The sequence below is a fragment of the Nocardia sp. NPDC102475 genome (assembly GCF_055584605.1).
The window spans coordinates 72,888-86,648 of the sequence record NZ_JBVJLS010000030.1; the positions used below are offsets into that span (position 1 = coordinate 72,888).

General features: G+C 64.4%; 12 protein-coding genes. 8 read left to right on the top strand and 4 right to left on the bottom strand.

The window, feature by feature from the left end; all coding sequences use genetic code 11:
* Positions 1-250: 250 nt before the first annotated feature.
* Positions 251-784, bottom strand: coding sequence for a carboxymuconolactone decarboxylase family protein (locus ACZ60G_RS37630; protein WP_465816583.1), 534 nt, complete (start codon positions 782-784; stop codon positions 251-253).
* Between the two features lie 170 nt (positions 785-954).
* Here ACZ60G_RS37630 and ACZ60G_RS37635 point away from each other — a divergent pair, with 170 nt between their 5' ends.
* Positions 955-1,839, top strand: a complete 885-nt coding sequence (locus ACZ60G_RS37635; RefSeq protein ID WP_465816519.1) for a nuclease-related domain-containing protein — start codon at positions 955-957, stop codon at positions 1,837-1,839.
* Between the two features lies 1 nt (position 1,840).
* On the opposite strand, the gene ACZ60G_RS37640 is transcribed toward ACZ60G_RS37635, so the two are convergent.
* A complete protein-coding gene (locus ACZ60G_RS37640; protein ID WP_465816521.1) occupies positions 1,841-3,670 on the bottom strand; it encodes an acyl-CoA dehydrogenase in 1,830 nt (609 codons plus the stop codon).
* Positions 3,671-4,025: 355 nt separating this feature from the next.
* Between ACZ60G_RS37640 and urtA the strand changes: the two genes are divergently transcribed.
* From urtA to ACZ60G_RS37670, 6 genes are all read left to right on the top strand, one after another.
* Entirely contained in the window at positions 4,026-5,306 is a 1,281-nt protein-coding gene (urtA, locus tag ACZ60G_RS37645; protein ID WP_465816523.1) for an urea ABC transporter substrate-binding protein, read from the top strand.
* A gap of 70 nt (positions 5,307-5,376) precedes the next feature.
* On the top strand, positions 5,377-6,261 hold the full coding sequence (gene urtB, locus ACZ60G_RS37650) for an urea ABC transporter permease subunit UrtB (protein WP_465816525.1): 885 nt from the start codon (positions 5,377-5,379) through the stop codon (positions 6,259-6,261).
* Entirely contained in the window at positions 6,258-7,406 is a 1,149-nt protein-coding gene (urtC, locus tag ACZ60G_RS37655; protein ID WP_465816527.1) for an urea ABC transporter permease subunit UrtC, read from the top strand. Before urtB ends, urtC begins: the two co-directional genes overlap by 4 nt.
* Positions 7,403-8,245, top strand: a complete 843-nt coding sequence (gene urtD, locus ACZ60G_RS37660; RefSeq protein ID WP_465816528.1) for an urea ABC transporter ATP-binding protein UrtD — start codon at positions 7,403-7,405, stop codon at positions 8,243-8,245. Before urtC ends, urtD begins: the two co-directional genes overlap by 4 nt.
* Positions 8,238-8,930 carry an urea ABC transporter ATP-binding subunit UrtE gene (gene urtE, locus ACZ60G_RS37665; RefSeq protein ID WP_465816530.1) on the top strand — a complete coding sequence of 231 codons (693 nt, stop codon included), beginning with the start codon at positions 8,238-8,240 and terminating at the stop codon, positions 8,928-8,930. Before urtD ends, urtE begins: the two co-directional genes overlap by 8 nt.
* Before the next feature lie 10 nt (positions 8,931-8,940).
* Entirely contained in the window at positions 8,941-9,645 is a 705-nt protein-coding gene (locus tag ACZ60G_RS37670; RefSeq protein WP_465816532.1) for a GntR family transcriptional regulator, read from the top strand.
* Positions 9,646-9,787: 142 nt separating this feature from the next.
* Here the strand turns inward: ACZ60G_RS37670 and ACZ60G_RS37675 are convergent, their stop codons facing one another.
* Positions 9,788-10,633, bottom strand: a complete 846-nt coding sequence (locus tag ACZ60G_RS37675; protein ID WP_465816533.1) for a TetR/AcrR family transcriptional regulator — start codon at positions 10,631-10,633, stop codon at positions 9,788-9,790.
* Between the two features lie 75 nt (positions 10,634-10,708).
* On the opposite strand from ACZ60G_RS37675, the gene ACZ60G_RS37680 reads away from it, so the two are divergent.
* Positions 10,709-11,941, top strand: coding sequence for an MFS transporter (locus ACZ60G_RS37680; RefSeq protein ID WP_465816535.1), 1,233 nt, complete (start codon positions 10,709-10,711; stop codon positions 11,939-11,941).
* A 347-nt stretch (positions 11,942-12,288) separates the two neighbouring features.
* Here ACZ60G_RS37680 and ramB read toward each other — a convergent pair whose 3' ends face one another.
* On the bottom strand, positions 12,289-13,695 hold the full coding sequence (ramB, locus tag ACZ60G_RS37685; protein WP_465816537.1) for an acetate metabolism transcriptional regulator RamB: 1,407 nt from the start codon (positions 13,693-13,695) through the stop codon (positions 12,289-12,291).
* Positions 13,696-13,761: the final 66 nt, after the last annotated feature.

Below are 13,761 nucleotides of genomic sequence, written 5' to 3' on the forward strand. Positions count from 1 at the left end.
GACAGCAAATGGTCAGCTAGCTTGATGGAGGGGTTTCCGATCCTGGTGCCGTCACACTATGGCGTGCGACACACGTCGGTATGTGTCTCGAAAGCAATGGTTACTGCGTGACGACGGGATGAAAATCGTCACTCTGTGCGTGTCGTGTTTCAGTTTAGGGGCTGGCGGGGGTGATCGCTCTGGAATTGCTAAATCGAGAATGGGCGGTGTTGGCGAGGGGTGGCGAACTGTGCGCCAACGCCGCGGTCGGTCAGACGCCGTCGCGCTGGATCCGCAGTGCGGTGATGGTCGCGGCCAGCCCCTCGTACTGATTGATGAGCAGCACGATTTCGATCAGGCTGCGCTCGTCGTAGTGCTCGGCAAGTGCGGACCAGGTGGCGTCGTCGATATCGCGGGTTTCGACCAACTTGTCGACGGCGGTGAGCAGCGCGCGATGCTTATCCGACCACTCGTCGTCGGTGGGGCCGGTGCGAACCCGCTCCAGGATCTCCGGCGTGACGCCCGCCCGCCTGCCGAGTCGAATGTGGTGGTCCATTTCGTAGGCGCAGTCGCGCAGTTGTGCGACGCGCAGGATGACCAGCTCGGATTCGTGCCTGGGCAGTCGGCCGCCCGGCATCAATCGCCCGGAGAAGTGCAGCCAGCCGCGGAACAGTCCCTTGGTGCGGCCGAGTGTGCTGAACAGATGTGCGTCGTCCGTCCCCGCCGCGCGTGAAAGTATCTGCCAGACAACCCAATTGATCGGCCCCAGCTCGCGGAGCCGACCGGGTGAAATGCGTGGTTGCAACGCCGAAACCATGCTCATGCCTCCTTGTCCGCCGCCGGTGGCGGGGTCCGTTCCGCCGGACCGAATCCGAGCGTACCGGTGGTCTTCGCGGCGATGGCGGGTCATCATCAGTACCGGCGCGGTGGACGGTGGGACGCCGGGCCGAACCGGATGAGGGTAGGGAATACGCGATGCTGGTGAAGATCAAGACCGGAGCTGATCTCTCCGGGGCCGAACAGGAATTCGTCGAATGCCTGCGGTCGTATCCGACGACCGGTGTCGCGTTGGTCGGCTTGGAGGTCGGCGATCACGGATCTCGTCGGGTCGATGCGATCATTCTGACCCCGCGCGGCATTACCGTGACCGATATCAAGGGCTTCCGACGCCGCCAGAGCGGGATCCTGAGCATTCCGGGCGACGGTCCGTGGACGATCAGCGCGGAGCCTGCCGATCTGGACGAGGAGATCTCCGGCAATCCCGTCGATCAGCTGGAACACAGTATGCATGCGGTGAAGACCCGGCTGGAGCGGGCGCTGATCGATCCGGGCCACATCTGCGGCGCCATCGTTCTCGTCCCGTTCCGGGGGGTCGCGGTGCGGCCCGCTCGAACGAACCTGCGCCCCGGCATGGATATCGTCGTCTCGAATGCCCGTGACGCGACCGAACTCCGTATCTACCTCGAGGGTTTCTCCGCCGGACCGCGTAGCTGGACCGCGGATCGGGTCGCCGCAGCCTGCGATGCGCTCGGCCTCACCGAAAAGCCTTCCCGCGCCGAGCTGCTCGCGGACGGCTTCGACGAGGTACAGCCCAAAGCGCCGTCGCCGTCGGCGCGTGAGCTGCGCAAGCACGTCATCCCCGCGCCGCTGCCGCCGAGCAGGCGGCAGACGGCGGCGGGGTGGGTGGTCTTCGCGATTGCCCTGGTCGGAATCGTGGTGGTCCTCATCGTGATCGCGAGCTCGCTCGCGCACGATTCGGCTGGTCCGGCCCGCGACCCGGACACCTCGACGACGAGCGTGACGCCCTCGCCGCCGCCGTACCGTCCGACCCAGTGCTGGCCCCTCCAGACCAACTGCTGATTCAGAACGCGGCTTCGTCCAGCTCCATGATGTCGTTATCGATCGCGGCGATAATGTTGTTCACCACCGTCAATTCCGGCAGTGCGTTCTTCGCGAAGAAACTTGCGACAGCGACTTTTCCGGAATAGAACGCCCGATCCTTCTCCGGTGCTTCGGCGGCCAGTGCGGCGGCCGCGATCTCGGCCTGCGCCAGCAGTCGCCAGGCGATGAGCAGATCGCCGACCGCGAGCAGGAAGCGCACCGAGCCGAGCCCGACCTTGTACAGCTCCTTCGGATCCTGTTGGGACGCCATCAGATAGCCGGTCAGCGTGGCTGCCATCGCCTGTACATCGGCGACCGCGGTGGCCAGCAGCGCCCGCTCGGTTTCGAAGCGGCCGGTCTTCGCCTCCAGGAAGGCGGCGATCTGCCCGTTGACGTGCGCGAACGCCACACCTTTGTCCCGAATGATCTTGCGGAAGAAGAAGTCCTGCGCCTGGATGGCGGTGGTGCCCTCGTAGAGCGAGTCGATCTTCGCGTCGCGGATGTATTGCTCGATCGGGTAATCCTGCAGATAGCCCGAACCGCCCAGCGTCTGCAGCGATTCGGTCAGGTACTGGTAGGCCCGCTCGGAACCGACACCCTTGACGATCGGCAGCAGCAGATCGTCGACCCGATGCGCCAATTCGGCATCCGCACCCGAAATCAGTTGCGCTACATCGGCATTCTGATGGGCAGCGGTGTAAAGGTATACCGCGCGCAGACCTTCGGCATAGGCCTTCTGCATCGCCAGCGAACGCCGCACATCCGGGTGGTGGGTAGTGGTGACGCGCGGGGCGGCCTTATCGGCCATCTGCGTCAGGTCCGCACCCTGTACGCGCTGTTTGGCGTAGTCGAGCGCATTGAGGTAACCGGTCGACAGCGTGCCGGCGGACTTGATGCCGACCACCATGCGAGCGTTCTCGATCACCTGGAACATCTGCGCGATGCCGTTGTGCACCTCGCCGACCAGCCAGCCCTTGGCGGGCACAGCTGTCGCGCCGAAGGTCAGTTCGCAAGTGGGCGAGGACTTCAGGCCCATCTTGTGCTCGACGCCGGTCACGTAGACGCCATTGCGGTCGCCCAGCTCCAGCGTCTCGTGATCGAACAGGAATTTCGGCACATAGAACAGCGAGAGGCCCTTGGTGCCGGGACCTGCACCCTCCGGACGAGCCAGCACCAGGTGGAAGACGTTCTCGGCGGTCTCACCGACATCACCGCCGGAGATGAAGCGCTTGACGCCCTCGATATGCCAGGAGCCGTCCTCCTGCCGGACCGCCTTGGTGCGTCCCGCGCCGACATCGGAACCGGCATCGGGCTCGGTCAGCACCATGGTGCCCGCCCAGCCGCGGTCGTAACCCTTTGTGGCCCATTGCTTCTGCTGCTCGGTGCCGACATTGAACAGCACCGAGGACATGACCGGGCCCATATTGAAGAAGCTCGCGGCCGGGTTGGCGCAGGTGAGCATCTCGTTGATCGACCAGATGACGGCGGCGGGCGCGGGCGTGCCGCCCATGCCCTCCGGCATGCCGAGCCGGCTCCAGTCGGCCTCGTGCACGGCCTGGACGGTCTTGCGTAGCGGTTCGGGCACCGAAATCGAGAAGGTAGCCGGATCGTAGACCACCGGATCGCGGTCGGCCGCGGCGAAGGATTCCGCCACCGGACCCTCGGCCAGCCGCTTCACCTCGGCCAGGATCTCCCGCACGGTTTCCGAATCAAGATCGCCATAGGCACCCGTATCAAGGAGCTTGTCCAGTTCCAACACCTCGAACAGGTTGAACTCGATATCCCGAACGTTCGCCTTGTAGTGACCCACCGGTCCTCCTCGGACTCACGCCTCCACGACCGGGCAGCCGCGGAATCGGCGTTTTGACGTTGTACAAAAAGAGCCTGCCGTACCGCTGTCTTGCTACGCAACCGTAGGCAGGTGGGGTCCTCACAGCGGTTTGCCGAGCGATTTCCGCAAACGTTCACATCACGGAAACGTGCGAAACGGACTCGTCACCGAGAGATATTCCGGCGCAACAACTTCTGTCTAACGTTCGCACCACGAATACAGCCTCTGTATACAACCCGGTCTACAGCTGTGACCGGGGCAAAGGCGGACGTATTCGGTGCGGCGCACGCAGCGTCGCCGAACACATCTGATGAAGTGAGAAGGGCGGCGCTCCATGCCAGAATCCCGTGATAACCGTCGATCGCGCTCGCGTCGCGTCAGCAAGGCGCTGGTCGCGCCGACGGCCGTCGCACTCGCCGGTCTGTTGCTGACCGGTTGTGGCGCCAAGGATGACGCCTCGAGCAGCGGCTCCAACGCCTCGTCCTGCGTCGATACCTCGAAGGACTCGATCAAGATCGGCTCGCTGCACTCGCTGTCGGGCACCATGGCGATCTCCGAGGTCACCGTCGCCAACTCGACCAAGCTGGCCGTCGACCAGATCAACGCCGCGGGCGGCGTACTCGGCAAGAAGCTCGACCTTGTGCTGGAGGACGGTGCCTCGGATCCGAAGACCTTCGCGGAGAAGGCGGAGAAGCTGATCAGCTCCGACTGTGTCGCAGCGGTCTTCGGCGGTTGGACCTCGTCTAGCCGCAAGGCCATGAAGCCGAAGTTCGAGAGCCTGAACTCGCTGCTCTACTACCCGGTCCAGTACGAGGGCCTGGAGGACAGCAAGAACATCTTCTACACCGGCGCGACCACCAATCAGCAGATCCTGCCCGCGCTGGATTATCTGAAGCAGAAGGGCATCAAGTCCCTGTACCTCGTCGGCTCGGACTACGTCTTCCCGCAGACCGCCAATCGGGAAATCAAGGCCTACGCGGCGGCGAACGGAATCGAGATCAAGGGTGAGGACTACACCCCGCTCGGCTCCACCGACTTCTCCACGATTGTGAACAAGGTCCGAAATGCCAAGGCGGGCGCGGTATTCAACACCCTCAATGGTGACTCGAATGTGGCGTTCTTCCGCGAGTACACCAATGCGGGACTGAAAGCCGCTGATATGCCGGTGGTTTCGGTATCCATCGCCGAGGAAGAGGTCGCCGGTATCGGCGCACAGAATATCGCCGGACAGTTGACCGCGTGGAATTACTACCAGACGGTCGACACACCCGTTAACAAGAAATTCGTCGCGGACTACAAGGCCGCATTCGGTGCCGACAAGCCGACCTCGGACCCGATGGAGGCGGCCTACGCCTCGGTCTACCTGTGGAAGAACACCGTGGAGAAGGCGAAGTCGTTCAAGGTGGCCGATATTCAGGCCGCGGCCGACGGCGTGACCTTCGAGGCCCCGGAGGGCCTGGTCACCGTAGACGGTTCCAACCACCACATCACCAAGACCGCTCGCATCGGCGAAATTCGTCCGGACGGACTGATCTACACCGTGTGGGACTCGGGCAAGGCTGTGACGCCGGACCCGTACCTGACGTCCTACGAGTGGGCCAAGGGCCTCAAGTAGTCGACTAGTGCCGGGTGCGGTCTCTGTGAGGGGGTGCCCGCACCCGGCCGACCTCGTTAGGAATCCAAATATGGACGTGTTGATCGGCCAGCTCTTCACCGGGCTGAGTCTGGGATCCATTCTTCTGCTTGCGGCGCTGGGCCTTTCGCTGACCTTCGGTCAGATGGGCGTGATCAACATGGCGCACGGCGAATTCATCATGGCCGGGTGCTACACGACTTATGTTGTGCAGAAGGTCATCTCGTCGGCCGGGGTATCGCTGGTCGTTTCATTGCTCGTCGGTTTCCTGGTCGGCGGACTGCTCGGTGCGGCCCTGGAAATGGGCCTGATCCGGTGGATGTACGACCGGCCGCTGGACACCCTGCTCGTCACCTTCGGCGTCGGACTAGTGCTGCAACAGGCCGCACGTGACATCTTCGGCGCTCCCGCCAAGAACGTGCTCGCACCCGATTGGCTCAGCGGCGGTGTCACCATTCTCGGTGCGGTGGTGCCGAAGACGCGCATCTTCATTCTCGTGCTCGCGGTCGTCGCGGTGACCGTGCTGGCCCTTGTGCTCAAGACGACCCCGCTCGGTCGGCGCATCCGCGCGGTCGTGCAGAACCGGGGTCTGGCCGAGACCAGCGGCGTCTCCAGCCGCGTCACCGATATCAGCACCTTCTTCATCGGCTCCGGCCTGGCCGGGGTCGCGGGCGTCGCGCTGACGCTGATCGGTTCGACCAGCCCGACCATCGGGCAGAGCTATCTGATCGACGCCTTCCTGGTCGTCGTGATCGGCGGGCTCGGGCAGATCAAGGGCACCGTGATCGCGGCGTTCGCACTGGGCCTGCTGAATTCGTATATCGAGTACTCCACGACGGCCTCGATCGCGAAGGTGATCGTGTTTGTCGTCATCGTTATTTTCCTGCAGGTTCGTCCGCAGGGGCTATTCACCGTTCGGACGAGGAGTCTGGCATGACCACACTCGGACAACGTTGGCGCGCACATCCTTCCATGACCGCGTGGGGCGGCTTCGTCGTTGCCGCGATCCTGCTGTTCGCGGTCGCGCCCGCCGTGCTCAGCGACTTCCGACTCAACCTGCTCGCCAAATTCCTGTGCTTCGCGATCGTGGCGGCGGGCATCGGATTGGCTTGGGGCCGTGGCGGAATGCTGACGCTGGGTCAAGGCGTGTTCTTCGGCATCGGCGCCTACATCATGGCGATGCATCTGCAGATGGCCGATGCGGCCCGGCTGCACAATGAGGTGCCGGAGTTCATGGAGATCGCCGGTATTCGCGAATTGCCGTCGTTCTGGCGGCCTTTCGCGTCGGCGCCGGTCGCCTTGATCGGCATTCTGGTGCTGCCCGCGCTGATCGCGGCTGCACTCGGTTACGGCGTATTCAAGCGCCGGGTCAAGGGCACGTATTTCGCGATCCTGAGTCAGGCCCTGGCCGCGGCGCTCGCGATTCTGCTGACCGGACAGCAGAAGATCGGCGGGTTCACCGGATTGTCCGACTTCCGTGCCTTCTTCGGCTTCAAGCTCTCGGATCCGGTGAACCGGCAGCTGCTGTTCTTCATCGCGGCGGGCACCCTGCTGGTGGTGGTCGCCGCGGTGCGTCAGCTCATGCACAGCCGCTACGGCGAATTACTTGTCGCCGTGCGTGATCAGGAGGAACGCGTGCGCTTCCTCGGTTACGATCCGGCCAATATCAAGATCGTGGCCTATGTTGTCGCGGCATTCTTCGCGGGCATCGCGGGTGCGCTGTTCACCCCGATCGTCGGCATCATCTCACCCGCCGATATCGGTGTGGTGCCGTCCATCGCATTCATTATCGGAGTGGCGATCGGCGGACGGACCACACTGCTCGGCCCGGTACTCGGCGCGATCGGCGTCGCGTGGGCGCAGACGGCGCTCTCGGAGGAGTTCCCGTCCAGCTGGACCTATCTGCAGGGTGTCCTGTTCATTGTGGTCGTCGGGTTCATTCCGGCGGGTCTGGCCGGGGTATGGCCGATGTTGAAAGGGTTGCTGGACAGTAAGTTTCGTAAGTCCGCCACGCATACTCCGGTGGCGGTCGATGAACCGCTGCCCGAAGTGGTGACCGAGGAGAAGGTGGAATCCCGATGAACGCGCACGACCCGAAGCTGGGCGGCAATGCGGGCATGTCGAGTGAGTACCTCGAAATCCGCGGACTCTCGGTCAGTTTCGATGGATTCAAGGCCGTATCCGATGTGGATCTCACTGTGCTGCAAGGAGATCTGCGGTTCTTGATCGGACCGAATGGGGCGGGGAAGACCACCCTCATCGATGCGATCACCGGCCTGGTGCCCGCCACCGGATCAGCGCAGAAGTCCGGTGTCGAATTCCTCGGGAAGAAGGTGCACCGGATCGCTCGGCTGGGCATCGGCCGAACCTTCCAGACGGCAAGCGTTTTCGAACAACTCAGCGTGCTGCAAAACCTCGATATCGCGGCGGGTGCGGGGCGTTCGGCGCTGACGCTGTTGCGCCGCCGCAAGTCGGTATTGCCGAGTATCGAAGAGGCACTGGAGATCACCGGGCTCGGTGAGTTGCGCGATAAGCCTGCCGGTGTGCTGGCGCACGGGCAGAAGCAGTGGCTCGAGATCGGCATGCTGCTGGTGCAGAACGCTTCGGTGCTGCTGCTCGACGAACCGGTGGCGGGTATGAGCGCCGAGGAACGCGAGGAAACCGGAAATCTGTTGCGGCGCATCGGCGGTGAACGCATTGTCGTGGTGGTCGAGCACGATATGGATTTCATGCGGTCCTTCGCGACCTCGGTGACCGTACTGGCCGCAGGCAAGGTACTCAGTGAGGGCACCGTCGAACAGGTGCAGGCCGATCCGAAGGTGCAGGAGGTCTACCTCGGCACCGCCGCGGCCATCGGGACCGAACTCGAAGACGCGCAGACCGCGCAGGAGCTGACCGCAAAGGAGTCCGCCGATGCTTGAACTCATCGACATCCATTCCGGATACGGCCGGACCGAGGTGATTCATGGCGTCTCGATCACCGTTCCCGACGACAGCGTGGTGGCGATCATGGGGCACAACGGCGCGGGCAAGACCACGCTGCTGCGCACGGCCGTCGGTCTGATCGGCACCAAATCCGGACAGATCAGCTTCAACGGTGCGGCGATCACCAAGATGTCGCCGTCGCGCCGGGTCAAGCGTGGAATCGCGTATGTGCCGCAGGGGCAACAGAGCTTCCCGCAGTTGAGCACCGCCGAGAATCTGCAGGTCGTCGCCGACGGCCGCAAGCGCGGTAAGGCCTTGATCGACGAATCGCTCGACCTGTTTCCGGCGCTGCGCGAACTGCTGAATCGCAAGGCAGGCCTGCTGTCCGGCGGCCAGCGCCAGCAATTGGCGATCGCCAGGGCGCTGATCACCGAGCCGAAGCTGCTCATTCTCGATGAGCCGACGGAGGGGATCCAGCCGTCCGTGGTCGCCGAAATCGAGCGCACCATCATCGATTTGACCGGGCGCGGCGGACTCAGCGTGCTGCTGGTGGAACAGCACATCGGCTTCGCACTGCAAGCGGCGCAACGCTATTACGTGCTGCAGTCCGGACGCGTGACATCCACCGGCGAGGGCGGAGCGGGCGCGGAGACCTCGGTTCGCTCGGCGATGGCGATCTGAGCTGGCCGCCATGACGCGCAGGGGCCGGGTTCCGCTCAGCGAGCAGGTTTACGAATCGCTGCGGCGGGACCTGGCCACGGGGGCGATCGTGCCCACCGAACGGCTCGGCGAGGAACGCCTGGCCGAGACCTACGGGGTTTCGCGCACCCCCGTGCGGGAAGCGCTCGCCCGGCTGCAGGCCGACGGGTTGGTGGAGCGGCACGCCGATGGGCTGTATCCGTATCGACCGCGGTTGGAGGAGCTGGGCAATCTGTTCGAGTTGCGGATTGTTCTGGAGACCAGGGGAATTCAGCGAGTCACGGGCATCGTCGGGGAACCCGCACCGGCACACGACTTGTCCCTGGTGCGTGCGGAACTCGATATCTGGCGCGGATTTCGCGACGATCCGCCCGAACCGGGCACCGCACTGGTCGCCGCGGACGAGCAGTTCCACACGACTCTGCTTGCCGCGGCGGGCAATACGGCGCTGGCGGATGCACTCACCGGTGTGTACGTCCGGGTCCGCCCGGTCCGAACCCTGGACCTGCCGACGCCGGAGCGGATCGCCACCATGACCGCCGAGCACATCGCCATCGCCGAACAACTACTCGATGGCGATCCCGCTGCCGCGCTGCGCACGCTCAGCGCGCACATCGGTAGCTCGCGCACGCACGTACTCGCGCGGGCTCAGCAGGCGATCGAGTTCACGAAACTCTCACGCGCCGTCCGGGATTGACTTGTCGGCCAGCAGGGTATTTCGAGGCGCAAAGTGCGATTGGGCCTCTCGATGCCTTTCCGTGATGTTGTGCGATCCGTGTTCGGCCGTGACCTGAGCGGCGTCGATACCGCGAATCGCTTGTGTCAGGCCCGAAATGCGCTCAATCGGCGAGGAGCTTCAGCACAACGGGGCGGGACAGGGTGCCCGACACCTGGCGGGCGAGTTGGTTGGCGCTGGTGCCTTCGGCGTGGGCGTCGCGCAGAGCGGTGGCGAGCTCGTCGCGGGCCGCATCGGCGGCGGCTTGGGCCTCGCGTAGGCGTTGGGCGGCGCGGTCTACGGGATCGGTCGGCGCATCGGCCGCGGGTGCGCCGTCAACGCTGGCCGATTCGGCGGTCAACTCATTGACCGGCTCGCGGTGCGGGATCGATTTATCCGTTCGCAGCGCCGCCCTGGCGAACTCCATCATGAATTCGCGGGTCGCCCCCTGGTTCTCGGCATCCGCGCCGAGCAGCAGGCGGGTGGTCTGCGGGACGGCGAGGCTCCAGTTGGACAGGCCGCACAGGGCGAGCAGCAGTCGGCCCGCGTGGCTGGCGTCGACGTCGAACTGCTCCTTGGCGCGGTCGAATTTCCGCAGGTAGTGCTGGGCGCGCCAGCCGTCGATATCGTGCGCGTCGGTGCCGCGGTGCAGTCCCTCCCAGAGCAAAAGCCGTAGCAGTTGCGGATGTTCGCGGTGGTAGTCGAACAGCTTGCCCACGTACTCGCCGGGTTCGGACTCGGCCAGGGGCTGGACCACATCCAGGAATTCCCGCATGGTGTCGATCAGGATGACGTCGAAGAGCTTGTCCTTGCTGCCGAACAGGCCGTAGATGCGCTCCTTGTTCACCCCGGCCGCCTCCGCGATCCGGTCCACCCGCGCGCCGGCCAGGCCGTATTCGGCGAATTCGTCGCGCGCGGCGCGCAGCAGGGCCTGCTTGGTCGCGTCGCTCCGTTTCATCGTGACCGTCATGACCGTGACTTTACCATCTCATTAAACCAACTATTTGGTTGACAAACACTCGACTATGGGCCTAACTTCATCCACATGGCAACGCCGACTCTTCAGCTTCCGGCCGGTATCCCGGCTCCGGCACGCACTCGCAGCGCGTCACCACGCGCGCACACCGGGCGTACCCTCCCTGTTTTCGTCCTGTCCGCCCTGCTGGCCACCGGCCAGATGTACATCCCGATTCCCCTGTTCACGGCCATGAAGGCCGACTGGAATGTGGGTGCGGGCGTCATGACCTGGATCATCAGCGCCTTCGCCTTCGGCTATGCGGGTGGCTTCGTGCTGTTCGGCCCGCTGTCGGATCGCTACGGCCACCGCCGGGTACTGGTCACCGGTATGATCGCCGCTGCGGTGGTAACACTGTTGACCGGCCTATCGTTCAGTGCGCCGATCGCGGTCGGCCTGCGCGTCGCGCAGGGACTCGTCGTCGGTTCGATTCCGCCCGCGATCATGGCCTATATCGCCACCCGCATCGCACCGGCGCACCGGGCGGTGGTGACCATGTCGGTCGCCACCTCCTTCCTCGCCGCGACGGTGCTGGCGCAGATCGCCTCGCAGGCCGTCGTCGCCTCGTTCCCGTGGCGCACCATGTTCATCGGCTCGGCCGTAGTCTTCGTGGCGCTCGCATTCATCCTGCGCGCCGTCATGCTCGAGGACGCGCCCACCGGACGGGACAAGCCGCTCGTGCACAGCTATGCCGCGATCCCCGCGGTGCTTCGGATCAAGGCGCTGCTGCCGATGCTGGCCGCGGGCGCGCTGGCCATGGCGGTGATGGTCGGGGTGTACACCGGCATCGAGATCACCGGTCTGGTCAAGGGTTCCGGTGAACTGCTCGCCCTGCGTGCGGGCGCGTTGCCGGTGATGTTCGCACTGCCGCTGCTGGCCATCCCGCTCTCGCGCCTGAGCAAGCCGGGGCAGATGGTGCTGGGCGTGCTGGTCGCGGCGACCGCCATGGTGATCGCGACCTTCGAGGGCACCCACCTCGCGGTGCTGACGATCTTGCTCGCCGTGCTGGTCGGCGGACTGGGCGTCATCGCACCGGCGGTCCTGCAGACCGCGGGGGAGTTGGGCGGCGAAGCTCGCGCCGCCGCATCCTCGGTCGCGATGTTCAGCTTCTATGTCGGCGCCACCGCCGGCCCGCTGGTCGCCGCAGCCGCTGCGCCCCACGGCTTTTCGGTCCTGGCCTGGACCCTGGCAATCCTGCTGGTCGCGGCGCTCGGCCTGACCCTGTTCGGGGTGCGGATGCAGCGCTCGACGCTATCCGCCTGACGGTACTGGTTCGCCGAGGGTAGTCAAACGGTGGCGCAAAACCCATCACCAACCACCATTTGACTACCCTCGACAAACTCTCGAGAACGCAACCACAGCCAGTCGACTGAGCTGGAGAAGGGGGCCTGCCTACCCAGCTGCGGAAGGTAAGACGGGTACGGCACACGACGCACCCAGCACGGCAACGGCAAACCCTTGGACGGCGAACAACCTCGGACCAGCAGACCCCGAGAAGTTGGGTCCAAACAACCGGCCCCACCGCAGCCCAACCCCATCGAGGCGAGTCGAATGGTGGCTCAAAACCCACCCACAACCACCATTTGACTACCGTCGGCATAAGAGTCGTGCTATTTGAGGACGTAGGGGGAGACTGAGCTGCGGTGTTCGCTGATGTCGAGGACTTTGCCTAGTGGGGGGAAGGCGCGTTGGGGGCAATTGGTGCGTTCACAGACCCGGCAGCCAGCACCGATCGGCGTGGCCTTCGCCACGTCGAGATCGATGCCGTCGGCGTAGACGACGCGACCCGCGTGCCGCAACTCGCAACCAAGACCGATCGCAAAGGTCTTGCTGGCCTGGCCGTATCGGGTCGCGCGGCGTTCGACGGTGCGGGCGACCCACAGGTATTTGCGCCCGTCGGGCATCTGGGCGATCTGCGTCATGATCTTGCCCGGATAGGCGAAGGTTTCGTAGACATTCCACAGCGGGCAGGTGCCGCCGCTGGAGGAGAAGTGGAAACCGGTGGCGGACTGGCGTTTCGACATATTGCCCGCGCGGTCCACGCGTACGAAGGAGAACGGAACGCCGCGCAGCTTGGGCCGCTGCAGGGTGGAGAGGCGATGGCAGATCGTCTCGTAACTCTGGGTGAAGAAGGCCGAGAGCCGCTCGATGTCGTAGCGGAAATCCTCGGCGACTTCGTGAAAGTGCGTGTAGGGCAAGACGGTTGCCGCGGCAAAGTAGTTCGCCAGGCCGAGCATGGCCAGCTTGCGGGTGTCCTCGGAGGCGAAATTGCCCTCCTCGACCAGCTTTTCGAGCAGGTCGCCACATTCGAAGTAGGCGAGTTCGGCGGCGAGTTTGAAGGTGCGCTGACCACCGGACAGATGCGGCGCGATCTCCAGCCGCTGGGTCTCTTGATCGTAGCGGTGCAATACGCCTTCGCCGAGATCGATGCGCTCGATAATGTGCACGTCGTGTGCGCGCAGCAGGCGGGCGATCTCGCTGTTCACATCGCCGCCGTGGAAGCGGATGCGGGCGGTGAGTTCCTCTGCGGCGGTATCCAATTCGTGGATGTAGTTCTGCCGCTGATAGAAGAAGTCGCGCACTTCCTCATGCGGTTTGCTGATCGCCGCGCTGCCGGAGCCGTCGGCGAAGCGGTCCTCGGTGGCGGCGGCCAGCTGTGCGGAGGTGTTGCGGTACCGGTTGTGCATATTGACCAGTGCGCGCGCCATGCTCGGATGCGCGGAGACCATATCCGCGATCTCCTGGGTATCGGCCTCGATACCGAGCTCCTGGTCCATCACGACCTCTTGGAGTTCGGCGATGAGCCGGGTGTCGTCCTGGGAGGAGAAAAACGTCGCGTCGACCCCGAACACTTCGCTGATGCGCAGCAATACCGGTACGGTGAGCGGACGCACATCGTGTTCGATCTGGTTGAGGTAACTCGCCGAGATCTCCAGCTTCTGGGCGAGTGAGACCTGGCTCAGCCCTCGTTCGGTCCGCAGCTGACGAAGCCGCGCCCCGACGTAAGTCTTGGCCATATGTCCAGTTTATGAGCGGATTCGCAAACCTGCCAATGGGTAATTAGCAGAAGAGCTGAGCGATAT